Source organism: Dysgonomonas sp. Marseille-P4361 (assembly GCF_900343125.1).
Taxonomy (GTDB): domain Bacteria; phylum Bacteroidota; class Bacteroidia; order Bacteroidales; family Dysgonomonadaceae; genus Dysgonomonas.
In genome coordinates, this window is the sequence record NZ_OPYL01000003.1 from 273,231 (window position 1) to 298,530 (window position 25,300).

General features: G+C 36.1%; 18 protein-coding genes and 2 tRNA genes. 11 read left to right on the forward strand and 9 right to left on the reverse strand.

Translation table 11 applies throughout. From position 1 onward, the window contains the following. The first annotated feature begins 25 nt into the window (after window positions 1–25). On the forward strand, window positions 26–1,006 hold the full coding sequence (gene pfkA, locus DHU68_RS07525) for a 6-phosphofructokinase (RefSeq protein WP_108822363.1): 981 nt from the start codon (window positions 26–28) through the stop codon (window positions 1,004–1,006). A gap of 64 nt (window positions 1,007–1,070) precedes the next feature. On the opposite strand, the gene DHU68_RS07530 is transcribed toward pfkA, so the two are convergent. Beyond that, window positions 1,071–2,369 carry an FISUMP domain-containing protein gene (locus tag DHU68_RS07530; RefSeq protein WP_108822364.1) on the reverse strand — a complete coding sequence of 433 codons (1,299 nt, stop codon included), beginning with the start codon at window positions 2,367–2,369 and terminating at the stop codon, window positions 1,071–1,073. 385 nt (window positions 2,370–2,754) lie between these two features. Here DHU68_RS07530 and DHU68_RS07535 point away from each other — a divergent pair, with 385 nt between their 5' ends. Further along, window positions 2,755–3,594, forward strand: coding sequence for a mechanosensitive ion channel family protein (locus tag DHU68_RS07535; RefSeq protein ID WP_108822365.1), 840 nt, complete (start codon window positions 2,755–2,757; stop codon window positions 3,592–3,594). 112 nt (window positions 3,595–3,706) lie between these two features. Here the strand turns inward: DHU68_RS07535 and DHU68_RS07540 are convergent. Further along, window positions 3,707–3,782 (reverse strand) — tRNA-His (locus DHU68_RS07540). A gap of 231 nt (window positions 3,783–4,013) precedes the next feature. On the opposite strand from DHU68_RS07540, the gene DHU68_RS07545 reads away from it, so the two are divergent. Together DHU68_RS07545 and DHU68_RS07550 are read left to right on the forward strand one after the other, a co-directional pair. After that, window positions 4,014–5,252, forward strand: a complete 1,239-nt coding sequence (locus tag DHU68_RS07545; protein ID WP_108822366.1) for a dicarboxylate/amino acid:cation symporter — start codon at window positions 4,014–4,016, stop codon at window positions 5,250–5,252. Window positions 5,253–5,285: 33 nt separating this feature from the next. Next, a complete protein-coding gene (locus tag DHU68_RS07550; protein WP_108822367.1) occupies window positions 5,286–7,127 on the forward strand; it encodes a gamma-glutamyl-gamma-aminobutyrate hydrolase family protein in 1,842 nt (613 codons plus the stop codon). 84 nt (window positions 7,128–7,211) lie between these two features. Here DHU68_RS07550 and DHU68_RS07555 read toward each other — a convergent pair whose 3' ends face one another. Genes DHU68_RS07555 through DHU68_RS07565 form a run of 3 tightly spaced genes read right to left on the reverse strand, consistent with a single transcriptional unit; the run spans window position 7,212 to window position 11,733 of the window. Further along, complete coding sequence (locus DHU68_RS07555) at window positions 7,212–8,405, reverse strand: pyridoxal phosphate-dependent aminotransferase (RefSeq protein ID WP_108822368.1); 1,194 nt, start codon at window positions 8,403–8,405, stop codon at window positions 7,212–7,214. Between the two features lie 40 nt (window positions 8,406–8,445). Continuing rightward, the gene (locus DHU68_RS07560) at window positions 8,446–9,663 is read right to left on the reverse strand and encodes a bifunctional 3,4-dihydroxy-2-butanone-4-phosphate synthase/GTP cyclohydrolase II (RefSeq protein ID WP_108822369.1); all 1,218 of its coding nucleotides are present in this window, start codon (window positions 9,661–9,663) and stop codon (window positions 8,446–8,448) included. A 12-nt stretch (window positions 9,664–9,675) separates the two neighbouring features. Next, entirely contained in the window at window positions 9,676–11,733 is a 2,058-nt protein-coding gene (locus DHU68_RS07565) for an LptF/LptG family permease (protein ID WP_108822370.1), read from the reverse strand. Between the two features lie 217 nt (window positions 11,734–11,950). On the opposite strand from DHU68_RS07565, the gene DHU68_RS07570 reads away from it, so the two are divergent. Continuing rightward, window positions 11,951–12,024: transfer RNA gene (locus DHU68_RS07570), tRNA-Met, on the forward strand. Between the two features lie 53 nt (window positions 12,025–12,077). Here the strand turns inward: DHU68_RS07570 and DHU68_RS07575 are convergent. From DHU68_RS07575 to DHU68_RS07585, 3 genes are all read right to left on the reverse strand, one after another. Then, window positions 12,078–13,706: a family 78 glycoside hydrolase catalytic domain gene (locus DHU68_RS07575; RefSeq protein WP_108822371.1), complete on the reverse strand. Its 1,629-nt coding sequence runs from the start codon at window positions 13,704–13,706 to the stop codon at window positions 12,078–12,080. A gap of 164 nt (window positions 13,707–13,870) precedes the next feature. Continuing rightward, window positions 13,871–15,544: a putative transporter gene (locus DHU68_RS07580; protein WP_108822372.1), complete on the reverse strand. Its 1,674-nt coding sequence runs from the start codon at window positions 15,542–15,544 to the stop codon at window positions 13,871–13,873. 117 nt (window positions 15,545–15,661) lie between these two features. After that, entirely contained in the window at window positions 15,662–16,288 is a 627-nt protein-coding gene (locus tag DHU68_RS07585; protein WP_108822373.1) for an inorganic pyrophosphatase, read from the reverse strand. A 163-nt stretch (window positions 16,289–16,451) separates the two neighbouring features. Between DHU68_RS07585 and DHU68_RS07590 the strand changes: the two genes are divergently transcribed. The 6 genes from DHU68_RS07590 to DHU68_RS07615 all read left to right on the forward strand — a co-directional run bounded on the left by DHU68_RS07590 (window position 16,452) and on the right by DHU68_RS07615 (window position 24,013). Further along, window positions 16,452–16,889, forward strand: a complete 438-nt coding sequence (locus tag DHU68_RS07590; RefSeq protein ID WP_108822374.1) for a dCMP deaminase family protein — start codon at window positions 16,452–16,454, stop codon at window positions 16,887–16,889. 18 nt (window positions 16,890–16,907) lie between these two features. Beyond that, window positions 16,908–18,563, forward strand: coding sequence for a S41 family peptidase (locus DHU68_RS07595; protein ID WP_108822375.1), 1,656 nt, complete (start codon window positions 16,908–16,910; stop codon window positions 18,561–18,563). Window positions 18,564–18,611: 48 nt separating this feature from the next. Next, window positions 18,612–19,169, forward strand: a complete 558-nt coding sequence (locus DHU68_RS07600) for a 5-formyltetrahydrofolate cyclo-ligase (protein ID WP_108822376.1) — start codon at window positions 18,612–18,614, stop codon at window positions 19,167–19,169. Between the two features lie 118 nt (window positions 19,170–19,287). Further along, on the forward strand, window positions 19,288–20,424 hold the full coding sequence (locus tag DHU68_RS07605) for a hypothetical protein (RefSeq protein WP_108822377.1): 1,137 nt from the start codon (window positions 19,288–19,290) through the stop codon (window positions 20,422–20,424). Between the two features lie 29 nt (window positions 20,425–20,453). Continuing rightward, complete coding sequence (locus tag DHU68_RS07610) at window positions 20,454–22,310, forward strand: DNA topoisomerase IV subunit B (protein ID WP_108822378.1); 1,857 nt, start codon at window positions 20,454–20,456, stop codon at window positions 22,308–22,310. 155 nt (window positions 22,311–22,465) lie between these two features. Further along, entirely contained in the window at window positions 22,466–24,013 is a 1,548-nt protein-coding gene (locus tag DHU68_RS07615; RefSeq protein ID WP_108822379.1) for a peptide MFS transporter, read from the forward strand. A gap of 237 nt (window positions 24,014–24,250) precedes the next feature. Here DHU68_RS07615 and DHU68_RS07620 read toward each other — a convergent pair whose 3' ends face one another. Next, on the reverse strand, window positions 24,251–25,249 hold the full coding sequence (locus tag DHU68_RS07620; protein ID WP_108822380.1) for a class II fructose-bisphosphate aldolase: 999 nt from the start codon (window positions 25,247–25,249) through the stop codon (window positions 24,251–24,253). Window positions 25,250–25,300 lie beyond the last annotated feature (51 nt).

The following is a 25,300-nucleotide window of genomic DNA, read 5'->3' on the forward strand; positions in this document are numbered from 1 at the left end:
ATCATTAAGGTAAATATATAAAGTTATGTCTAACATTAAGTGTATTGGTATTTTAACATCTGGAGGTGATGCTCCTGGTATGAATGCTGCTATTAGAGCCGTAACCCGCTCTGCTATCTACAACGGCATTGAAGTAAAGGGGATTATGCGTGGATACAGAGGTTTGATCTACGACGAAATAGAAACCTTCAAAAGCAACAGTGTAAGTAACATCATACAACAAGGAGGGACTATACTTAGGACAGCTCGTAGCGAAGAATTCAGAACTCCTGAAGGACGAAAAATAGCTTACGAAGCTCTTGTAAGAGAAGGGATCGATGCATTAGTTGTCATAGGTGGTGATGGCTCTCTAACTGGTGCACGAATTTTAGCTCAGGAATTTAACTATCCTATAGTAGGGCTACCAGGGACTATCGACAACGACTTGTTTGGGACAGATTCGACAATAGGGTATGATACTGCCTTAAATACCATTATGCAAGCTGTAGACAAAATAAGAGATACAGCGAGTTCACACGAACGCCTATTCTTTATCGAAGTTATGGGACGTGAATGTGGTTTCCTTGCACTAAACGGAGCTATTGCTTCGGGTGCTGAAGCTGCTATTATCCCAGAGATGTCCGAACTAAAAGACCAATTGGCAGACCTTATCTCTAATGGTTTTCGTAAAAGTAAAAACAGTAGCTTAGTGTTAGTAACAGAGGGAAACATTACTGGAGGAGCAATGGCTATGGCCGAGCGTGTCAAAAAAGAATATCCTCAATATGATGTTCGTGTATCAATACTAGGGCACGTACAACGAGGAGGATCTCCTACTGCTAATGATAGAATCTTAGCTAGTAGAATGGGCGCAGCAGCTATAGATGCACTACTTGACGATCAACGAAATGTTATGATAGGTATTCAAAACGATAAGATAGTATATGTTCCTTTTTCTAAAGCAATAAAGAAGAATAAACCTGTACAAGAAGACTTATTGAGAACATTGAAAATTCTTTCTATTTAAAGAACAAACATAATAGCCAAAAAAGCCCGAGGAATTCCTCGGGCTTTTTTGGCTATTATAAATATTATCGTTTACATCTTACATTAGTTAACACAAATCGACCATATGGCATACGGGCGACTTGTTGAGGCTGCCCATCCCCTGCTGTAATCATACGAGCCCATGCAGAATCACTTTCGGCAACGCTACTGGTCCAGAAAGCAGCTAAAACACCATACCCATCATTCATCCCATCCATCGCTCCTCCAGAAAGAATAACATCAAAACCTCCTTGTAATGCAGATAAACTTCTTCCTTCTGTTTCTTGAAGAGCCCCACCTATCGGAGGACATTGACTCATCATTGCATATCCATGTCCGGGACGAGGATTACCATTTTCATCCTCTAACACCCCTCTTGGTCCATCAGTATGGAGTTCCCAATCCGAACCATCTTCTGTATTTACATTCCATTCTTCAGGGATAAAAGGCAAACCATCTCCTAATTTATATTGGCTATATTTATTCGCATTATTATAAATTTCTTTTTCTAATGCGCTCCATTCCTTATCATTCGGAATATGCCATCCTGGAGGACAGATTCCTTGTATAGGTTGAAGAGGTCCTTCTGCATCAGGATCATAAGGAGTACGTCCTTGATTATCCTCAACATCATCTTGTGCTCCTAAAGTTGCAGCAGAATAAGTATATAATATACCTTGATTTGGTCTCCATGTAATTGGATTAGGAATTCCAGGCGTACTCAAATCTGAATTAGGGTAATAATACAATTTACGAGTTGGATCATTTTCCGCATCAGTTCCAGCCTCAATGTCCGGGAAAGGGCTAATACTGGAGTAGTCTTCCGCCTTAGGAATATACTTCAAATGTTCCAACATCCATTCCCCAGCATCCCCAAAACGTCTATAGAGATATTTTTCTCCGTCACGAGCATCTACATATTCTTTTACCTCAGGATTCTTTTTTATATCAATCAAGTATTGCCATTTATCTCCATCCCAAGCATAAGGTCCTGGGCGAAACGTATAAGAATCACATTCATCGTACACGCTAACATTATAGACCATTAACCCTATATGCTCATCTTTATTCCATTCTCCTGTAGCATCCCTGACAGTAACTGATAGACTCGTTTCATTTTCGGGAATTTTCAATGATTTAAGTATTACACGTGGCAACGCCAAACCTTTTAAAGATGTTCCATCTGCATTTTGCTTAAGATCAAGCAAGCTACCTGAATTAGCTTTTTGATCACTACCAATAGTTACTTGAGCCTGCAAATCATTAAAGAGAAAAAAACTAAAAACTAAAAAACAGTATAATGCTATTTTATGTTTTTGTTGAACACAATTATTTTTCACCATCTTATTTGAAAAGTTTGTTATTTATCTGAAGAACGCATAGCAAAATCTCCACAATTCTACATTTGAATACTTTACAATTGATAATAAATATTCTTCTATATGTATACTTTTTACTATATCGTAAACAATAATCGAAAATATACATTTTTTTTATAAAAAATATATTATTCATCTTTTTTCTAGCGTTAAAAACACTAAATTTATTATCAGACCCTAAGTAATATTGCCATATTTAAACCAAATCTCAATTTTTAATATAAAAATGAAGAGGCTAAAAAAGGTCTACTCTAAAAAGAAAAGAGATAAATATACTTATATTGGGTATTTTAGGTATTTTTGCGAAAGATATAATCATAAATAATATCATTATTCATTCAAACGATACATGAACTCTATATTACACGGAATTACGAAGATCTTCAGTTATGAACTTTATAAAGGTGAACACATCAACATAACAGTAGGCACTATTATATTCGCCATCATTACATTTCTCATTACCTACTTTATTATTAAATTAATAAAGAAAGCTGTTATTCGTATCTTTGCTATTAATGACAATGGGAGAATAGAAACTGTTTTCAACTTCCTTAGCTATTTTATATACGTTATTGTGTTCTTCTCTATACTGAGTGCCATAGGAGTAAACATAAGTATGTTTTTAACAGCAACGGCTGCTATATTTGTTGGATTAGGGTTTGCCCTGCAACAGATATTTCAAGATTTGATTGCCGGTATCTACATTCTACTTGATAGAACTTTGAATATTGGAGATATTATAGATGTAAATGGGAAAGTAGCCAAAGTAAATGAAATAAATCTTCGATCTACAATCGTAAAAACAAGAGACAGACGGATATTAGTTATTCCTAATCGCATATTCATTAATGAAATTATCAATAACTGGACACAAGATGATGTGGTAACCAGAGCAAAGATCGAAGTTGGCGTATACATAGGCACTGATGTACAATTGGTAAAAGAAGTATTGCTTAAAAGCGTAGAAAACATAGAATCAGTTTTGAAATCACCTGAACCAACTGTAATATTAGATCATTTTGGAGAATCATCTCTTCGTTTTCACCTTCGCTATTTTATCAATGACTCTTACAACAATGATATTATAGCTAGTGATATTCGTTTTGAGATAGATCGTCTTTTCAAAGAATACGGAATACAATTACCTGTACCGGTTCTTAAAGTGGAAAATAAGATTGGTGTATAAAAAGAACTAATAAATATATAAGCCTTCACAAGCCCACTTAAGTGGGCTTTTTATATTGACAATACTATATAAAACAAAAAAGCCGCTAGTAAATAACTAACGGCTTTTGTCTGGGTGGAAGACGGGGCTCGAACCCGCGACCTTCGGAACCACAATCCGACGCTCTAACCAACTGAGCTACGACCACCATATCTGCAATTGCGGTGCAAATATATGCATATTTATTATAATAACAAGGGTTATCAACGTTTTTTTACTGATTTTTTATGAAGTTTTTCTCAATAATAAGACAATCAATATACTAGGAAACATTAGGAAAAAGCAAAGAATTAGCTTCGTTTTCTTTTATTTCAATATTTTGTGTTTAGTTGAATAGATTTTCAATAATTTTGTTCAATCACAATTTGATCAAAAAAAAAATGAGCGTTCTAAAAAATTATAGATTTACTATATTCTTACTCGGAGGCATTTTACTTGGTGGGCTTTCCGGTATTCTTTTTGGAGAACAAGCTTCTGTAGTAAAACCGATTGGAGACATATTTCTTAATCTAATGTTTGTGCTTATCGTACCGTTAGTATTTTTCAGCATTTCGTCTTCCATTTGTAATATGAAGCAGTCTAATACAGTAAAGAAAGTTATTGTCAATATTATATTAGTCTTTCTGTTTACGGCTGTTATTTCTGCTTTTGTAGCCTATTTTCTCACCCTCATTTATAACCCTCTCGAAAACATAAATAAAGAAGATATTATATCTTCACTCCCTGAGCAATCTATCAGACAAATATCGTCAGCAGATATTATAGTAAACACCTTGACTGTTTCCGACTTTCAGTTACTATTTACAAAATCGAACTTACTTCCCCTTATTATATTTTCTGTTTTTTTAGGACTAGCTACCGCTTTCTCAGGAGAAAAAGGGAAACTCATAGCCGATTTTCTTAATGCAGGTACCAATGTTATTATGAAAATGATGCAAATTATTATGAAAGCAGCACCTATAGGCTTAGGCTGTTATTTTGCAGATACCGTAGGACAATTAGGAAACCAAATATTAGCAGGATATATGCATGTATTCTTCCTCTACCTGCTACTCACCATTGTTAGCTATTTCGGACTAAATTCGCTTTACATTTATTTATCCGGAGGAAGAAAGGCATTAGGTATTTTTTGGAAAAATATGATAAATCCATCCTTGATGGCCATAGCAACTTCCTCCAGTGCTGCTTGTATACCTGTTAATATAGAAGCCTCAAAAAGAATGGGCGTACCAGATAATATTGCAGAGACAGTGATTCCTCTGGGAACAAATATACACAAAGACGGCTCTGTTATGGCTGGAATAATAAAAGTTACATTTCTACTGACTATCTTTGGACAAGAACTGACTTCCTCATCCGATATATTTATGATAATAGGTGTTGCATTACTGGTGGGGGCAGTAATGGGAGCAATCCCTAGTGGAGGAATGACTGGCGAACTTCTTATTTGTTCAATATTCGGATTCTCACCTCAGTTAGCAGGAACTTTAATGATTATCAGTACTATTATTGATATACCTGCTACTCTTATAAATTCTACCGGAAATGTCACATGCTCCGTTATGGTAACACGTCTAACGATCGGCAAAGACTGGATCAAAAAACAATTATATACTTAACTCTTCAACAGACAACATTATAGATATATTATTATGCAAAAGATATCAACAATTATACTATTCTTCCTATTACTTATCAGCAGTCTAAATGCACAGCAAAGCATTTCCCCTGAACTAACAAAATTATATAAGGATATAGACATTGGGACAGCTCACCAAAATCAGTACAAACGAATGCCACTTATTGGTATATCTGCATCCAGAGGAACTCATGGAGGTTCTATAGTTTCGGGTACATACGTAGAGTCTATATTGAAAGCCGGTGGCATCCCTATAATTGTTCCGTCAATAACAGATAATAATACCTTAAGAGAAATCGTTAAAGATCTGGACGGATTAGTTCTGATTGGCGGTGACGATATTAACCCTATCTATTATAACGAGACTCCCCTACCCGACATAAACATCGTAGATTCTATACGCGATATTTACGACCAAACATTGCTAAAACTTGCCTCTGACAGAAATATCCCCATGTTAGGCATATGCAGAGGAGAGCAACTCATTAATGTAGCATTTGCAGGCTCATTATATCAAGATATCCCCAAACAATTTGCGAATAAAAGTATTGAACATAAACAAACTCAGCCTAGAGAGGAGGGCACACACTTGGTTACTATAGAAAAAAAATCGAAACTAGCTGAAATATTAGGTCAAACAGAAGTACTAACCAACACTTATCATCATCAGGCTGTAAAGAAGATAGCACCTCATTTCATTATTTCAGCTAAAACATCAGATGGAATAACAGAAGCTATTGAAGCCTACCCAAATCGTTCAATTCTTGGTATACAATGGCATCCGGAAAGTCATGCAGCAAAAGGAGACACAACAATGCAAAAAATCTTTGACTTTATCATCAACGAAGCTAAAACTTTCGGAAAGGCAAAAGAGCTTCACAAAAAAATATTGTCAGTAGATACCCATTGTGACACCCCTTTAGAGTTTAAGAAGTCAGGTTTCAATATCGGGAATAGAGAAGAAAACCAGGTAAATATTCCAAAGATAGAAGAAGGTATGCTTGATGCTATATTCTTCGCAGCATATACTGCACAAGGACCGCGAGACGCTGCTTCTTCTCAAAAGACTGTAGAAAAGATAGAAGGATTGATAAAAGGGATACACAAGCAAGTAGAAATGAATCAAGACGTATGCGGTATTGCATACACTACCAAAGACTTGATTAGATTAAAAAAGGAAGGAAAAAAAGCTATTTTTATTGGAATAGAAAATGGATATGGTATTGGGAAGGACATCAAAAATATAGAATATTTCAAAAACATGGGGGTAAATTATATAACCTTATGCCATACAAAGGATAATGATATTTGCGACACTTCAAGCAAAAGTAACAATGAGTGGAATGGATTAAGTCCTTTTGGCCGTGAGGTTATAAAAGAAATGAACCGATTAGGAATAATGATCGATGTATCTCATGCCGGAGAAAAAACGTTTTGGGATGTTATCGAATTATCTACTCAACCCATTATAGCTTCACATTCATCAGCTCAGGCTCTTTGCTACCACGATAGAAACCTTACCGATAAACAAATGAAAGCTATTGCTAAAAATGGAGGAGTAGTACAAATCTGCCTTGTTGATTTATTCATTAATAAAGAAACGAAGAAAGCGAGTATTATGGATGCCATAGACCATATCGACTATGCTGTGAAGATAGCAGGAATAGACCACGTTGGTATAGCTTCCGACTTTGATGGAGGTGGAGGGCTTATTGGATGCACAGGAAGCAATGACATGATAAACATCACAGTTAAACTTATTGAAAGAGGTTATACTGACGAGGAGATAGAAAAAATATGGGGAAGTAATTTCCTTCGTGTAATGGATGAGGTACAGAAAGGAGCAAAAGAATAAGCCTCCCATAAATGGCTAGCCACATATAATAAAAGTCCGATTGAATTTCAATCGGACTTTTATTATTTTATATTCTAATTACCCCTATTTCAACTTTGCTAACGTTTCTTTTACACGTCTCATCGCTTCTACAATGTTCTCATCCGATGTAGCGTATGAAAAACGAATATAGTTAGGAGCAGAGAATGCCAATCCACCAACACTAGCCACATGTCCTTCTTCAAGTAAAAACATAGCTAAATCTGCCGATGTGTTTATAGTTCTACCATTATACGATTTTCCGAAATAATAGCTACACTCGGGGAATAGGTAGAATGCTCCTTCAGGCTTGTTTACTTTGAAACCTTCTATTTCTGAAGCTAATTTTACAATTAAATCTCTACGGCGTGCGAATGCCTGACGCATATCTTCAATACATTGCTGATCGCCAAGATATGCTGCCTCTGCTGCTTTTTGTGCAATAGAAGAAGGTCCTGAAGTATATTGTCCTTGTAGTTTATTGCAAGCCGAAGCTAACCACTGAGGAGCAGCCATCCAACCTAAACGCCATCCTGTCATCGCATATGCTTTGGATACCCCATTTATAATAGCGACTCTATCTCTTACATTTTCAAACTGAGCAATACTTTCATGCTTCCCTACATAATTGATATGCTCATAAATCTCGTCTGCGATAATAATAATATTAGGATATTTCGCCAATACATCAGCCAAAGCTTTTAATTCATTTTTTGTGTACACACTTCCTGTTGGATTGGAAGGAGAGCAAAGAATAATTGCTCTTGACTTTGGAGTAATCGCCGCCTCCAATTGAGCAGGCGTTACTTTAAAATCCTGATCTATTTCTGTTTCTATAATTACACTTGTCCCTTCTGCCAATTTTACCATTTCGATATAGCTAACCCAACATGGAGCAGGAATAATCACTTCATCTCCTGGATTAACAATACTTAGAACCGCATTACAAACCGACTGCTTAGCTCCATTGGAACAGATAATCTGCTCTGGTTTAAAAGACAATCCGTTTTCTTTCTCTAGTTTCTGACATATAGCTTGTCTTAAAGACAAATAACCCGGGACAGGTGTATAGAATGAGAAATTGTCATCAATTGCTTTTTTCGCAGCGTTTTTTATATGTTCTGGTGTAAAAAAATCAGGTTCACCCACGCTCAGATTTATAACATTGATCCCCTGAGCCTTTAGTTCATTACTTTTTTGAGACATAGCCAGCGTTTCTGAAACTGCAAGACTGGCTATACGTTGCGATGCTTGTGACATGTTTATAAAGATTTAGATTTATTTTTATCTGATACGACTATCAATCTACATTATGCAGATCGTGTCCCATACGTTCTTTTTTAGTCTGCATATAAAATGCATTGTATTTATTTGGGCTCACCTCAATTGGCACATTATCTACGACTGTCAGGCCAAATGATTCTAAGCCTCTTCTTTTTACTGGATTATTGGTCAGTAGTCTCATTTGGCTAACCTCCAACTCCCTTAAGATAGCAGCTCCTACCCCATAATCACGTTCATCGGCTCTATATCCCAAATGCAGATTTGCATCTACTGTATCAAAACCTTCTTCCTGTAATTTATAAGCCTCCATTTTAGCCATCAAACCAATACCTCGTCCTTCCTGATTTAGATATATAATAACTCCTTTACCTGCTTTCTCTATCATTTGCATCGATTTGTGAAGCTGCTCTCCACATTCGCAGCGATAAGAGCCAAAGATATCCCCTGTCACACATGAAGAATGCACACGGACCAAAACTTGTTCATCTTTATCCCATGTTCCTTTTATAAGAGCAACATGCTCTAAACCATTGGATTTTTGTTTGAAAGGTATTAAACGGAAGTTTCCATAAGCTGTAGGCATTTGCACTTCTGCACCTCGTTCGATAAGAGATTCGCGCTCGAGTCTGTAACGAATTAGGTCTGCAACAGAAATAAGCTTCAAATTAAATTTGTCTGCCATTTCTCTCAACTCTGGCAAACGAGCCATTTCGCCATCCTCTTTCTTAATTTCGATTAGTACGCCCGCTGGGTACAATCCCGCTAAGCGTGCTAGATCTACTGCAGCCTCGGTATGACCTACTCTACTTAGCACTCCTTTCTCTTTCGCTTTCAGAGGGAATATATGTCCAGGACGTCCAAAATCTTCGGGTTTTGTTTCCGGTTTAGTTAGTGCTAAAATCGTTTGCGCTCTGTCATATGCTGAAATACCGGTAGTAACTCCGTTTTTCAACAAGTCAATTGATACAGTAAACGGTGTAGAGTGTGTTGCTGTATTATGTGTTACCATCATTGGTAAATCAAGCTCTTCACACCTACTTGGCGTAAGAGGAGTACAAATCAGCCCCCTTGCATGAGTCTCCATAAAGTTTATTTTCTCTGGAGTAATTGCTTCTGCTGCAATAATTAGATCTCCTTCATTTTCACGATCTTCATCATCTACAACAATAACAAAATTACCTTTTCTTATTTCTTCTATGGCTTCCTCTACTGTATCTAATTTTATCTTATTCATAATTAATGCATATTAATCTATAATTTCAACACCCATTTTATCTTTATCCATTTGTTTTTTTACATACAGATAATTCGTTATTGGGTAAAAAGCTATCAACAAAACTATAACAATTACATGATACATTGCATTTCTAGTATGTATATTTCTATAAAATGCCTGATAATAAATCATTGAACGAATAAACAGCACAAAATATGCAGCATATACGATCCACGAAAGATCTTCAATTTTCACTACAAACAAAGCTAAAACTGAGAGCAAGTATGCTATGCTTGTATATATAGAGTTGATATTGTAAAAATACTGAATTTTATCTATATTTTTTCTATCCTGCTGATCAATTATATCACCAAGTTCAGCTCCTCGCTGTTTAAGAATACTTAGTGCTGCCAATCTAGCTTCCTTATCAAGATTATATTTTTCATGATCACGAACAACTTGTCTCAATTTATCGCTATCCATATCTTCCAAGCTAGATAATAGTTCTGGATAAACATCTATTTCGGATACATCCGGTATTCTATTTATTATATTTTGACGCTCTTCGGATGTCAAAGCTGGAGGAGTTTTTATAAATAATATTTTTCTTATAAATCGGCTATAGGCTTCCGGATTAAACAAAGCTGAATCATTCATGGCTTTATATGTTAGGAATACCCCTAATGGGAATAATACAGCCGAGCTCAGCCACATTCCCTGCCAAACTTCCCAGACTCCATCTCGTGCAAATTTATATCCGATATTGTTTATAATATAATAGAATATGAAAAGACATACCGAAACAACAACAGGCATGCCGAGTCCCCCTTTACGAATAATTGCACCCAAAGGTGCCCCAATAAAGAAGAATATAAGGCAGGCAAACGATAGCGTAAACTTTTGATGCCACTCGATCAAGTGATATCGTATATTTTTCTGGACAAACTCTTTTTGTGGAATCTCTATCATATAAGAGTTTACCCTATTGTTCCGAGCTTCTGAAGATGCAGATTCCAGATATTGAGATAACCTTTCCTGAGAAAATGTGCTTATTAAAGAGTCAAAATCTAGCGGAGGAATCTTTGCTTCTGCGAATTGCATATCGGGAAAACTATCTTTTTTTTGCTCTAAGGCAATTTTCTTTTCCTTATAGAAGTCTGTATTTCTGTATGTTAAGTAAATTTGTTTTCCAACAACTTCCCTATCCCGAATATTCAAACTATCCAAATGGTGGTTCATCGAATCAATAGACTCTTCCAGTTGGAGTATATTTTTAGAGACATAGGTACCTTCTAGATTGGCTTCATCCATTCGTTCAAAGCCTGTATTAAATGGAATTATAACATCTTTCTGCTTAAAATTCTCCCTAAAATAAGAGATGAATTTATTTTTCTGGCTTGAGACACGTCTTGTATCACTTTCCTGTCCATTGCTGAACTGCTGACCATCATACAGAGAAAACAAAAGAAATGTTTTATCTTCAGAGACATGCATTATCCCTGAGTCACAAACTATAATAGACATGTTATCAAATCCTTTAGACAGATCATAGATCTTTAAATCATGCAACATCCTTGTCTTAGGATCCTTCTTTTTTATATAAAGACTATATCCTTTTATCCCATCATAAAAAGCACCTTCAGGTATTTCCAACTCAGGCTTCTTGCCTTTTACTGACATAAATAGAGAACGGAATTTAACATTAATCTCAGGCATTGCATAGTTCTGAAAGAAGAAAGCTCCAATAGCAATCATCCCGACCAATATGATCAAGGGTCTCATAACCTTCAACAATGACACTCCCGCAGCCTTAATAGCAAGTAATTCTAACCGCTCTCCCAAATTTCCAAATGTCATCAAAGAGGCCAGCAGCAGAGATAAAGGCAATGCCATGGGAATTAGTTGCAATGCTGCATAAAAGAAGAGTTCTCCCAAGACAAGTACATCAAGTCCTTTTCCGACCATCTCCTCGACATACCTCCACAAGAACTGCATTAAGACTATAAAAAGACAAATTCCGAAAGTCATAAAAAAGACCGGAACAAATGTCTGTATAATAAATAAATATAGTCGTTTTATTCTAAGCATTGATAATAATCCAAAAATCGACTACAAAAGTAGTAAAAAGTAGAATGTTAAAGGCTATTTATATTGCTAAAGATTATATTCTTAATTTTTATTAGCTATTTCTAACTGGGTATGAGCATATTCCTTTTAACAAACTAAAATATTTAAATTATTTTCGCCTTCAACTCTTGTTTTATAAAAAATAATCTCCTATTTTTGCACCCGCTAAGAAGATGATGGCGGGATAGCTCAGCTGGTTAGAGCGCATGATTCATAATCATGAGGTCCCGGGTTCAAGTCCCGGTCCCGCTACAAAAAGAAAAGACTTACAAGTTTGTAAGTCTTTTTTTCTATTAGAATAGAACCTATTGAAATATCTCTGGATATTTTCGAATAAAGTAAACAGGAGTACAACTCCATGCATGACAATAACTATTCAATGGATGAAAGTTGTAAGGACTTATATAATCATCAAAAGGATCATATGCCTCCCAAAACGTATCTGCTCCTTTTTTCACCATTCCTCCCCAAAAATCAATTAAAGCATTCTTAGCTTCAGCTTTTAAACCAGAATCAATTAAAGCCTGAATATAATAATGATATAAATACGGAGTACCCGGGCGACAAACATCCGGCAATTCCTGCAAAGCCTTTAATGCTTGTTGAGCTTCTTTTTGTGTAGGTACACCAGCCAATATCATCCACACCTGAGAAGCATAAGACACTTGCTTATCCCCCATACCCACAAAGACTCCAGTTTTCTTATCATACATATATTTTTTAGCTGCTTTAGCCATTTTCTTGGTAAGAGAAGGGATATCCGACACTTCTGATTCTTTCCCAAATAACTTAGCCAATTCATACGCATTATTTAGAGCAAAAATACTGAACCCCTGAAATGCAGCTTCCTTATACAAACCATCCTTCCAGTCGAAAAATATCCACCATTCCTTATTAGCTCTTTCAAAATCCATCAAGCCATCCTCTTTGATATATTTACGTACTATATCTAACTGTTTCTTGGCTACAGGCCATAAGTCTTCAACCGTTTCCCTGTCATCACTTGCTAAATAATAATCTTTAAGAGTTACCCCAAACAGCAATCCATATTCGAATAAAAACAAATTTTGAATAGATTTTAGATCTAGATTCTCATACACACATCCCATCAAATATCCCTCTTCGCTACTCAATCCGGCAAGAAGATATAAGCAACGACGAGTCAAGTCAAATTGTTTAAATGAATAATTATTCCCTAAAGACTCCAAATACAAGTCACCTATCCATAGTCGCTGATCTCTTTTAGGTCCATCTTCATAGACTGTTTGCATACACTCTTTCAGTGTATTATGCGCCACCTTATCTATATCTCTTATTATAGGATCAACCGATTCGGGCAAAGATTCGGCAGGAGTAGATACTGCAGATACAGCTTCACAAGACATATCCGACATGGAGAACTCATAGTTAGGAGCTCCTATCAACTCTATTTTCACATACCTAAAAGATAATCGACGAGGTATAGTTATACTTCCTGGAACTACCATTGCCGTAACCGTTTCATCTTGCAACCAAGCACGGCTCAAAGTTCCTTTATAAGGGTCGAAAGGAGTCACTACTTCTGATGGGACTTCACCAAAAGTAAACTTAAAGCGAGCAGGAGCATCAGGAACACCTCTGAAAGGCGATAAGGTAAATGTATAATACCCTGTCATATGCTCTCCGAAATCCACAATAACTCCTGAATTTTCTTTAAAAGAAGATGTGTACAAGGACTCAACATTACCAGCAGAGACAGCTTTCCAACCCTGATAAGCATCAGTTGATTTTTCAATCTTAACTATTTGAATTGGTTTCTTTACTGTAGAGATTAACTTAGGCTTATTCAACTCCGCCTTTCTCATCCATTCCGCACGTTTGTCTGCATAAAAATCTTGTCCAAACGCAGACAGACAACATAGCACACAAACAATGCCACTTAATAGTTTTTTCATCGTATTTATTATTTAGATTAATATATTCAGATTTAAGGACTATCTTATTTAGCCTGGGCATGTAACTAAATAAAAAGGCTCTATTTACAATAGTAACAAACATCGTAGATAGATTTATTTCACAGAAACTATTTAACTTTTTTTCTATAAAAAGAGATCCTTCTCTAAAAGAAAAACATCAGAAGTAACTGTGTAAATACTATTCTGGCAAACATGGAGATAGGATATACTGTAGCATAAGCTACAGCCGGCTCATCGCCATCAACAGTCGAATTTACATAACTCAACGCCATTGGGTTAGCCATACTACCACACAACATTCCTACATTTTTAGCATAATCTACTTTGTAGAGTTTCATTGCTACTAATGCCATAATCAGCACAGGAAGAACTGTTAATACAAAGCCAAATCCTACCCAAATAAGACCTTCTGTCTGGAATACCGTCTCAAAGAAATGCTCTCCTGAACTAATCCCCAGACATGCCAGATACACCGTCAAGCCAAACTGACGCATCAATAGATTAGCACTTTGAGTAGTATATGTTGTTATATGAAAACGCGGACCAAAGGCTCCCATCAGTATTCCTACAATTATAGGGCCTCCAGCTATACCGAGTTTTACAGGAAAATCCATACCCGGAAATGGTATAGGAAGCACACCCAAAACGACCCCTAAAGCTATACCTAAAAATATAGCGATAAGATTCGGTTTATCTAAACGCTTCTCTTCATTTCCTAATATTTTAGAAACATTATCAATAGAAGCCTTCTCTCCTACGACTGTCATTCTATCTCCTATCAACAGCGTCAGATTGGGCGATGGCAACAAATCCATCCCGGCTCTGTTTACCCTGGTGATATTTATACCGTAAGTATTTCTAAGTCTTAAAGCACCTAGTTTCACACCATTTACCTTGCTATTGGTAACAATTATACGACGAGAAACGAGCTGACTGTTATCAATATGATTCCAGTCTATATCTTCTTTATTCCAATCCACATTCTCCTGCTCTCCGAAGAGCACTTTAACATGCTCTACATCTGATTTTTGGGAAATTATCAAAAGGTGATCATTATGCCGAAGAATGCATTCTGAGGTAGGAATAGTTACAACTCCATCATGCCAGATACGAGAAATAACAAAATGTTTCGGAGTCAATTTCATTATCTCTTTGATAGTTTTGCCTTCTATTGCCGGATTTGTCACCTGAAATTCTCCTACATACATTGTTTTCTCTCTTTTCTCGTAGTTATTTTCAAGCTCATTTTTAGGCACAAAGAAATGACGTAAGAATATAATAGCTAAGATTACTCCTACAACACCTAAAGGATAGGCAACCGCTGTAGCAAGCGCCATCTCTGCTACCTCCTTCGAATCTCCGGTCAACTGCATCAATGTTTGCTGAGCCGCTCCCAATGCTGGCGTATTGGTCGTTGCACCACATAGAACCCCAACCATATTTGGCAAAGAAACATTACTAACAAAGCTGAATATGACTGTAAAGATAAGGCCTAAGAATATAACACCTAAGGCTAAAGCATTTAAACGAAGCCCCCCTTTCTTCAGAGATGAAAAAAAGCCGGGACCCACCTGCAGTCCCAAGGCATATATAAACAAAATAAGCCCAAAATTTTGGGCGAAGTGCAACATTTCTTCGTTTAAGTTCAGGTCAAAGTGACCTAAAAATATTCCGACAAAAAAGACGAAAGTAATCCCCAGAGAGATATTAAGCAATTTCAGCTTTCCTAATTGCAAGCCTAGAGCCGAAACAAGGGATATTATAATGATAGACTGAACCGATGAAGGTTCTATAAAAGCCTCTTTTAACCAATCCATAATACGTGTTACACAATACGAGGGCAAAGGTAAATAATATAAGCGAATCTGCTAATATCACCCCTATGAAAAAATATTTTCATCAAAAGGTTTAGCTCTGATCTAACTCCGATTATTTCACTCTACAGAATCGCCATACTTATGATCATAATCCTCTTTAGCTCTAAGAATTATATCATGTGCTGTCTCTACCCCATAAATATCAGTCAATATACATCGAGGAGATTTATCCCCCGGTAAATCTTTGTAAGTAGTAAAATAATGTTTCAAGCGATCAATCACCATAGCCGGAACATCACTTATATCTCTGAAAGATCCATAGATAGCATCATTCTCTAAAACTGCAATCAACTTATCATCAGCCATATCATGATCCAGCAAACGGAATCCTCCAATAGGTCTGGCTTTCACAATTATATCTCCATGCGTTATATCCTTCTCTGTCAGAACACAGATATCAACAGGGTCGCTATCTCCTTTTATATCATCACGTCCTAATGCACGATTAGTTACTTCTGCAACCCTATCTGAGCTGTAAGTACGAGGAATAAAACCATATAAGGCAGGGATTATATTCGAGTATTTCTGCGGGCGATCTATACTTAAATAACCAGTTTCTTTATCCACCTCATATTTTACTGTATCCGTTGGCACTATTTCTATAAAACAAGTCACTACCTCAGGCACTTTGTCGCCGATCTTAACCCCATGCCAAGGATGAGCCTTAAATCTATTTCCTCTCATTATGTCTAATTCTGTTATTATTGAGTAATTCTTTAAAAGTTAAATTTGGGTGCAAAGTTATGGTAATATTTTGGTATCTTTATAGCCATTGATAAAAAACAGCTTCGCAGATTATTACTAGTGAACTTTTCATTATCTTTGTCATGCTAAAAATTAATATTTTATGACCGAAGATAAACAGCGTCTATTGGACGAGCGATATATGCGCATGGCTAAGATCTGGGCTGAAAATTCATATTGCATTCGCCGAAAAGTAGGAGCCCTTATAGTCAAAGATAAAATGATAATATCTGATGGCTACAATGGAACTCCTTCCGGATTCGAAAATGTTTGCGAAGACGAAAATAATGAAACAAAACCCTATGTACTACATGCTGAAGCAAATGCTATAACAAAAGTTGCATGCTCACACAATAGTAGCATGGGAGCTACGATGTACGTAACAACGTCTCCTTGCATTGAATGTGCTAAACTCATTATTCAAGCAGGAATTAAAAGAGTTGTTTACAGTCAGAAATACAGACGTACTGATGGAGCATCATTATTAGTCCGTGCTGGCATTGAAGTTTGCTACATCGAAATAGACGAAACTGAAGAATAATATAGACAAGAAAACAAAATGAAAAAAGTATACATTTGGTTACCTCTATGTATAGCGATAAGTATTGCTGCAGGAATCTTGATAGGAAACGCTTTTTCTTCTTTTTCAAGCAATTCTTCGCTATTCTCTCCCGTAAAGAGATTTATAAAAGGAGGCTCCAATGATAAGATTGAGACAATTTTCGACTACATCAACAAAGCGTATGTTGACACTGTCAATGTCGATGATTTGGTTGAAAGTGCCATCCCTACTATAATTGCAGGACTTGACCCCCACTCTACCTATATTTCGGCTGAAAACATGGCTTTGAGCGGAGACGAACTGGATGGTCATTTCAGCGGAATCGGGGTGGAATTTATTATTCAAAACGATACAGTTGCAATCGTTAACGTAATACCGGGAGGACCTTCTGAAGCAATAGGTATAATACCGGGAGATAGACTGGTATACGTAAATGACAGTCTTTTTGCAGGTAATGGTATCAGCGAAGAGAAAATATTTAAGAATCTTAGAGGAAAAAAAGACACCAAAGTAAAACTTGGAATCAAAAGAGGTAATAGTAAAGAGATACTTACTTTTGATGTTACCCGTGCCGACGTTCCTGTAAAAACAGTCCCTGCATCATATGTTTTGGACAAGAATATTGGCTATATAAAGATCACTAAATTTGGAGGAACAACATACAACGAGTTCATTTCTGCCATTGCAAAACTTCAAAAACAAGGCTGCAAATCTTTCATTATAGATTTACAGCAGAACACTGGCGGATACCTTGAAATAGCGAGAGCCCTTTCGAATGAGTTTTTGTCGGCAGGAGATCTGATTGTATATACCGAAGGGCGTGCATACCCTAGAGAAGATATTGTTGCTGATGGAAATGGCTCTTGTAAGGATATTCCTCTCGTTGTTCTTATAGATGAAGGGAGTGCCTCGGCAAGTGAAATTTTCGCAGGCGCTATGCAAGATCATGACAGAGGTTTAATTGTTGGCCGACGTTCTTTCGGAAAAGGATTAGTTCAGAGCCGCCATGTCTTCAAAGATGGTTCTGCCTTACAATTGACGATAGCCCGCTACCATACACCTTCGGGCAGATGCATTCAAAAAGCATATACTAAAGGCGACAGAACAGATTATGATATGGATATCATCAACAGATACAACCGTGGAGAGTTTGATTACAGAGATAGTATAAAAGTAGATAATCTTCCTTTGTTCCATACTAAAGCGGGAAGACCTGTATATGGAGACGATGGAGTTCTGGCTGATGTATTTATTCCTCGCGATACTGTAGGTGTTAACTCATACTACTTAAGAGTAGCAAATAGTGGAACACTTCGCGAATATGCATTTACATACACTGACAATAATAGAGAAAAAATAGAAAGCTTCAAGTCTTGGCAAGAAGCAGCTAAATATTTAGAACAGCAACCATTAGTTGATCTATTGGCTGATTATGCAAATACAAAAGGAATACGTAAACGTCCTTATCTGATTGAAGAATCAAGAAGTCTTTTGCAAAGTCAACTGGTTTCTTTTATCATCAGAAACATCTATGGAGATGAGGGCTTCTATCCTTTATTCCAAAAAGACGATTTAATGATCAAAGAGGCTGTGAAACTGATCAAAGAGGGTAAAGTAACCCCTCAAGCAATAAGAGAAGAGAAATACAAATAAATTAATGACGCTAGATATTCTATTTAGCGTCATTATTATTTATCAAGCATGAGTAAAATACAAGAAGAAAAGAAACTATTACGCAAAAAAGTAGAAGCACTAAAGAAAAGCTATACCAATGAAGAACTTGTAATCCGATCTACAGAAGTACAATCTGTTATCGAAATAACAGGAATATTCCAAAGTGCAAAAAACATACTTATATACAACGGAATGAATGATGAGGTTCAAACACTGGATTTCATTGATCGTTGGAAGAATGAAAAAAACTTCTATCTACCAGTAGTTTCTGGCGATGATCTTTTCTTTAAAAAATATATATCTTCTTCTTTATTAGAGAAATCTGATTACGGAGTATGGGAACCAACAGGAGATAATTTCACTGATTATAAGTCAATCGATCTTATAATTATTCCTGGAGTAGCCTTCGACCGCAACAAGAACAGACTAGGGAGAGGCAAAGGATTCTATGACCGATTCTTAAAAGATGTAGACGCTCCTAAAATGGGGATTTGTTTTGAGTTCCAATTATTAGATAAAATTCCAGTAGAAGCAAATGATATAAAAATGGATTATATAGTGTCTGAAAATGATTTTATTTGGTAATATGACCTATCATAAAATTCAGATTCCACATATAATCTACAACAGATAATAAGAAATAAAAATTATTATCTTTGCAATTTAACTTATATATAAACGATAGTATTTATTTCAACCTAGTATGGCTGTAATCATCAAAGAAGTAAAAGATACAGATAAATCTTTAAAAAAGGCATTCGTCAAATTCCCTATAGAATTATATAAAGACAATCCTTATTATGTCCCTTCACTAATTCTTGACGAGTTAGACACGTTGGATACTAAAAAAAATCCAGCTTTTGATTTTTGCGAAATGCAACTATTCCTTGCCTATAGAGACAATAAAATAGTTGGTAGGATTGCCGCAATAATCAACAAGAATGCAAACAAGACATGGGATAAACAAGAAGCCCGATTCAGTTTTGTTGATTTTATTGATGACAATGAGGTCGTAGATGCCTTATTTGATGCAGCACATAAATGGGCCAAAGCAAAAGGCATGTTCTCTATCATAGGACCAATGGGTTTTACAGATTTGGATCCTGAGGGTTTACTGATTAAAGGATTCGATAAGGTTTCAACAATGGCTACAAAATACAGTTACCCATATTATGAAACCCAGATAGAACGTTTAGGTTATACCAAAGATGCTGACTGGAAAGAGTTCATCATTCCCGTTCCAAGCGAGGTACCTGAAAGACACCAACGTATTGCTAATATAGTTGCAAATCGTTTTGGTTTGAAAGTACTGAAATTCGAAGGATATAGCCAAGTTAAACCATATGTTAGTAAACTATTCCAATGCCTAAATGAAGCTTATAAACCCTTATATGGTTTTTCACCACTAACCCAAAGACAAATAGACCATTATGTAAAGATGTATGTCCCTTTGCTACGTTGGGATATAGTGCAAATTATAATTAAAGAGGAGACAGACGAAGTTGTAGGATTTGGGATAGGAATCCCTAGCCTCTCAGCTGCGCTGCAAAAATCAAGAGGGAAATTATTCCCTTTCGGATGGTTTCATCTATTAAAGGCTTTAAGAAACAAAGGAAATCCCACACTGGATTTAATGCTCATGGGTGTTGCTCCTGAATATCAAGGAAAAGGAGTGAACGCCCTTATATTTAGCAACTTTATTCCTGCTGCATATAAGTCTGGCTTTAAGTACGCAGAGAGTAATCCTGAATTAGAAATGAACAACAAAATGGTTTCCCTTTGGGATGGCTTTGATGCCGAAAATCATAAAATACGTAGAGCATACAGAAAACATTTATAATATAAAAGATAGGAGTTTTAAACGAATACATGGAAGAGAATATTAAGTTACCTGAAGTCAATTACTCTGATGATGATATAAAAACCCTCGACTGGCAAGAGCATATCCGTCGTCGTCCCGGTATGTATATTGGGAAATTGGGCAATGGAACTTCGGCAGATGATGGTATTTACGTTTTACTTAAAGAAGTCTTGGACAACTCAATTGATGAGTACATGATGGGTTTTGGTAAAACGATTGATATTACTATTCAAGATGGATCTGTCTCTGTACGCGACCATGGTCGTGGTGTTCCACTGGGAAAAGTGAAGGATATATCTTCCAAAATGAATACGGGTGCTAAATATGACTCCAAAGCATTTAAAAAGTCTGTTGGTCTGAATGGAGTTGGTATCAAAGCTGTTAATGCCTTATCTAAATTATTCTACATACAAAGTTTCAGAGAAGGACAAACTACTGCTGTTGAATATAGTAAAGCTATTGTTACGAGAGAAGAACCGATCACCGGTGCAACCGAAGATAATGGTACTTTAATCAAATTCATCCCTGACGAAACAGTGTTTGGGGAATATGCTTTTCGCGACGACTATGTAGAAAGCCTTCTAAAAAACTATGTTTTCCTAAACACTGGATTAACTATAGTATATAATGGTAAAAAATTCTTCTCCAAAAATGGATTGGTAGATCTATTAAATGAGAATATGACCACCGAAGCTCTGTATCCTATCATTCATCTAAAGGACACAGATATAGAAGTTGTTATTACTCATTCCGATCAATATGGAGAAGAATATTACTCTTTTGTAAATGGTCAACATACCACACAAGGCGGTACACACCAATCAGCGTTCAGAGAATCTCTTTCTCGTGTTATAAAAGAATTTTATAATAAGAACTTCGATTATGCAGATATACGTAGTGGAATTGTAGCTGCAGTCAGTATCAAAGTTGAAGAACCTGTATTCGAATCTCAAACTAAAACAAAATTAGGTTCAAAAGATATGGGTCCAGAAGGCCCTTCTGTACAAAAATTTATAGGGGACTTCTTAAAGAAAGAATTAGATAATTATCTACATAAACATACTGATACAGCTGAGATCTTACTAAAAAAGATTCTTGAATCTGAAAAAGAACGCAAGGCTATTGCCGGAGTAACGAAACTTGCTCGTGAACGTGCAAAAAAAGCAAATCTTCATAATAAAAAGCTTCGTGATTGCCGTATCCATTATAACGACAGCAAAGGTGACAATCTGGATGAGACATCTATTTTCATAACGGAGGGAGACTCTGCAAGTGGTTCTATAACAAAAAGTAGAAATCCTAATTTACAGGCAGTATTCAGTCTTAGAGGTAAACCTCTCAACAGTTTTGGATTGACCAAAAAGATTGTATATGAAAACGAAGAGTTTAATTTGCTCCAAGCTGCTCTAAACATCGAAGACGGATTAGATGGATTACGATATAATAAAATAATTATAGCAACCGATGCCGATACTGATGGTATGCACATTCGCTTGCTGTTACTTACATTTTTCTTACAATACTTCCCTGACCTGATAAAGAAGAATCATGTTTACATTCTTCAAACCCCTTTATTCCGCGTAAGAAATAAAAAGGAGACTATATACTGTTACACGGAAGAGGAACGTATTAATGCCATTGAGAAGTTAAAACCTAATCCGGAAATTACTCGTTTCAAAGGGTTGGGTGAAATCTCTCCTGACGAATTCCGTCACTTCATAGGAAAAGATATTAGACTCGACAGAGTTACAATGAAGAAAGAGGATTCTGTGAGTAATATGCTAAACTTCTATATGGGAAAAAACACGCCGGAAAGACAAGAGTTTATTATTGACAATCTTGTCATAGAAGAAGACGAAGTATAAATAAAATTTCACATAAAAATAAATAGTACAGTAATTTATATGTTCTTTAATATATCTAAATAGAGCTATTTATTACTGTATTTTCTTATTTTTGTATGCTTTGAATTTAACGATCATAAAATAAACAAATTAATAATAATCTTAAATTAAATTTCATGTTTAAAAATCATCCAAAAGGCTTACTAGCAGCCTCATTATCAAACATGGGGGAACGATTCGGCTTCTATGTAATGATGGCTATACTAACCTTATTCCTTATGTCTAAGTATGGGTTAGACAAAGAAGGAGCAGGAAGTATATTTACGACTTTCTACTTTTTCATATACCTATTAGCATTAGTCGGAGGTATTATTGCAGATGCTACAAAGAAGTACAAAGGTGTTATTATGATAGGAATTATCATGATGGCATTAGGTTACGTTGTATTGGCATTCCCTACCCCAACACCAGTTCCGAATAAAGATCTTTACATCAAGCTGACCTACCTGGCATTAGGTTTAATTGCTTTTGGCAATGGTTTATTTAAAGGTAATTTACAAGCTTTGGTTGGACAAATGTATGATAATGAGAAATACAGTAAAATGCGTGATTCCGGTTTCTCTTTATTCTACATGTTTATCAATATAGGCGCTATATTCGCTCCAATCTTTGCTGTTGCAGCTCGCAATTTATGGCTAAAGACAAATAACTTTGCTTATGAAGCTGACCTTCCTGCTTTATGTCATGGATATCTAGAAAACAGCCTTTCCCCTGAGGCTTCTGCTAGATTAAGTGAATTGGCGGCTAAAGTAAGTCTTGGGGGTGTACCAGCTGACATGGCTACTTTTGTGAATAGTTATCTAGATGTATTCAATAGAGGTTATCAATATGCTTTTGCTATTGCTGTAGTAGCAATGCTTATTTCTCTAACTGTATATATAATCAATAAAAAGACTTTTCCAGACCCTGCGAAAAAACAAGCTATTGATGCAAATTCTACAGATAGAAAGGAAGAAATCGAAATGTCTGCAAACGAAGTTAAACAACGCCTTTATGCATTATTTGCTGTTTTTGCTGTTGTTATCTTCTTTTGGTTCTCATTCCATCAAAATGGACTCACTCTTACCTACTTTGCACAACAATATACAGACCTTAGCGCATTAAAGATTAATATCTTTGGTTTAGTCTCAATAGAAGGTGCTGAATTATTTCAAACCATAAATCCTCTTTTTGTAGTTCTACTTACACCTGTCATGCTTGGTATTTTAGGTTGGTTGAAAACAAAAAATATAGAGCTTAGCGCTCCACGAAAAATTGCAATCGGTATGGGAGTTGCAGCTATTGCTTATGTAGTTATGACTTTAGGATCAATGGGACTACCTAACTCAAGTGAAGTTGAAGCAATGGGTGGACTGGAAGATGCACAGAGGGTAACACCTCTTTTATTATTTGGCACATACTTTATCCTAACAGTGGCTGAATTGTTTATCAGTCCTCTAGGCTTATCTTTCGTATCTAAAGTTGCACCGCCAAAACTACAAGGTTTGATGCAAGGTTGTTGGTTAGGAGCTACAGCTCTAGGTAACAAATTATGTCAAGTGGGTGTTATTTTGTATGTAAGCACATCATTAACTATCACATGGTCTGTATTTATTGGAGCATGTGTAGCTTCTATGTTTATGATGCTATTCATGATAAAATGGTTGGAAAGAGTAGCTAAATAAACAGAGCAGCTATCCGACAAAACAAACATAAAACAATAAAGACTTCAATTGTATATTGAAGTCTTTATTGTTTTATAGAATATACGAGACTGTTTGTATATTTATTTCTATAAAAAGAATAATTACCAAAAGTATTCTTAGAATATTTTCACAACGGATACAAAGAAAAGAGAGACGACCAATTGATCATCTCTCTTTTTATATAAACTTTATTTAGTTTACTGTTTTAAACTCTAATTAAAGAGCTTTTCCTTCACTACCAAGCACTTCTTGAATTTTGTGTTTGTATAGTTTTTTTGCACTTTCACGAGCTGGGCCTAAATATTTACGAGGGTCGAATTCAGCTGGTTTTGTAGCAAATACTTCACGAATTGCAGCAGTCATAGCTAGACGGCTATCAGAGTCAATATTGATTTTGCAAACAGCTGATTTAGCTGCTCTACGAAGTTGCTCTTCAGGAATACCGATAGCATCCTTCAAGGCACCGCCATATTTATTGATAGTAGCTACTTCTTCTTGAGGAACAGAAGATGCTCCGTGAAGAACGATAGGGAATCCAGGAAGTTCTTTTTCAATTGCTTCTAGGATATCAAAACGTAATGGAGGAGGAACTAACATGCCGTTAGCGTCTCTTGTACATTGTTCTGGAGTAAATTTATTAGCTCCATGAGATGTACCTATTGAAATAGCTAGAGAATCACAACCAGTTCTTGTAGCAAAGTCTACCACTTCTTCTGGTCTTGTATATGTATGGTGTTCTGCAACAACATCATCTTCAACACCTGCTAATACTCCTAGTTCGCCTTCTACTGTTACATCAAATTGATGTGCATATTCAACAACTTTCTTAGTAAGAGCTATGTTTTCTTCGTATGGAAGGTGAGAACCGTCAATCATAACAGAAGAGAAACCTGAATCGATACAAGATTTACAAGTTTCGAAAGAGTCACCATGGTCTAGGTGAAGTACGATTTGTGGTTTTTCCCAACCAAGACTTTTTGCATATTCTACTGCTCCTTGAGCCATATAACGCAACAAAATAGGATTTGCATATTCACGAGCTCCTTTAGATACTTGAAGAATAACTGGAGATTTTGTTTCAGAAGCTGCAGAAATAATAGCCTGAAGTTGCTCCATATTATTAAAGTTAAAAGCAGGAATAGCGTATCCGCCTTCAACAGCCTTAGCAAACATATCTCTTGTGTTTACCAAACCTAAGTCTTTGTAATTAACCATTGTTTTTTTGAGTTTATATTTAATATTTAAATTTGTGAATAGATAACCATT

What these genes read in the sequence shown, in the direction of transcription:
- pfkA (WP_108822363.1), top strand. Translation starts at nt 26, where the DNA reads ATGTCTAACATTAAGTGTATTGGTATTTTAACATCTGGAGGTGATGCT.
- DHU68_RS07530 (WP_108822364.1), bottom strand. Translation starts at nt 2,369, where the DNA reads ATGGTGAAAAATAATTGTGTTCAACAAAAACATAAAATAGCATTATAC.
- DHU68_RS07535 (WP_108822365.1), top strand. Translation starts at nt 2,755, where the DNA reads ATGAACTCTATATTACACGGAATTACGAAGATCTTCAGTTATGAACTT.
- DHU68_RS07545 (WP_108822366.1), top strand. Translation starts at nt 4,014, where the DNA reads ATGAGCGTTCTAAAAAATTATAGATTTACTATATTCTTACTCGGAGGC.
- DHU68_RS07550 (WP_108822367.1), top strand. Translation starts at nt 5,286, where the DNA reads ATGCAAAAGATATCAACAATTATACTATTCTTCCTATTACTTATCAGC.
- DHU68_RS07555 (WP_108822368.1), bottom strand. Translation starts at nt 8,405, where the DNA reads ATGTCACAAGCATCGCAACGTATAGCCAGTCTTGCAGTTTCAGAAACG.
- DHU68_RS07560 (WP_108822369.1), bottom strand. Translation starts at nt 9,663, where the DNA reads ATGAATAAGATAAAATTAGATACAGTAGAGGAAGCCATAGAAGAAATA.
- DHU68_RS07565 (WP_108822370.1), bottom strand. Translation starts at nt 11,733, where the DNA reads ATGCTTAGAATAAAACGACTATATTTATTTATTATACAGACATTTGTT.
- DHU68_RS07575 (WP_108822371.1), bottom strand. Translation starts at nt 13,706, where the DNA reads ATGAAAAAACTATTAAGTGGCATTGTTTGTGTGCTATGTTGTCTGTCT.
- DHU68_RS07580 (WP_108822372.1), bottom strand. Translation starts at nt 15,544, where the DNA reads ATGGATTGGTTAAAAGAGGCTTTTATAGAACCTTCATCGGTTCAGTCT.
- DHU68_RS07585 (WP_108822373.1), bottom strand. Translation starts at nt 16,288, where the DNA reads ATGAGAGGAAATAGATTTAAGGCTCATCCTTGGCATGGGGTTAAGATC.
- DHU68_RS07590 (WP_108822374.1), top strand. Translation starts at nt 16,452, where the DNA reads ATGACCGAAGATAAACAGCGTCTATTGGACGAGCGATATATGCGCATG.
- DHU68_RS07595 (WP_108822375.1), top strand. Translation starts at nt 16,908, where the DNA reads ATGAAAAAAGTATACATTTGGTTACCTCTATGTATAGCGATAAGTATT.
- DHU68_RS07600 (WP_108822376.1), top strand. Translation starts at nt 18,612, where the DNA reads ATGAGTAAAATACAAGAAGAAAAGAAACTATTACGCAAAAAAGTAGAA.
- DHU68_RS07605 (WP_108822377.1), top strand. Translation starts at nt 19,288, where the DNA reads ATGGCTGTAATCATCAAAGAAGTAAAAGATACAGATAAATCTTTAAAA.
- DHU68_RS07610 (WP_108822378.1), top strand. Translation starts at nt 20,454, where the DNA reads ATGGAAGAGAATATTAAGTTACCTGAAGTCAATTACTCTGATGATGAT.
- DHU68_RS07615 (WP_108822379.1), top strand. Translation starts at nt 22,466, where the DNA reads ATGTTTAAAAATCATCCAAAAGGCTTACTAGCAGCCTCATTATCAAAC.
- DHU68_RS07620 (WP_108822380.1), bottom strand. Translation starts at nt 25,249, where the DNA reads ATGGTTAATTACAAAGACTTAGGTTTGGTAAACACAAGAGATATGTTT.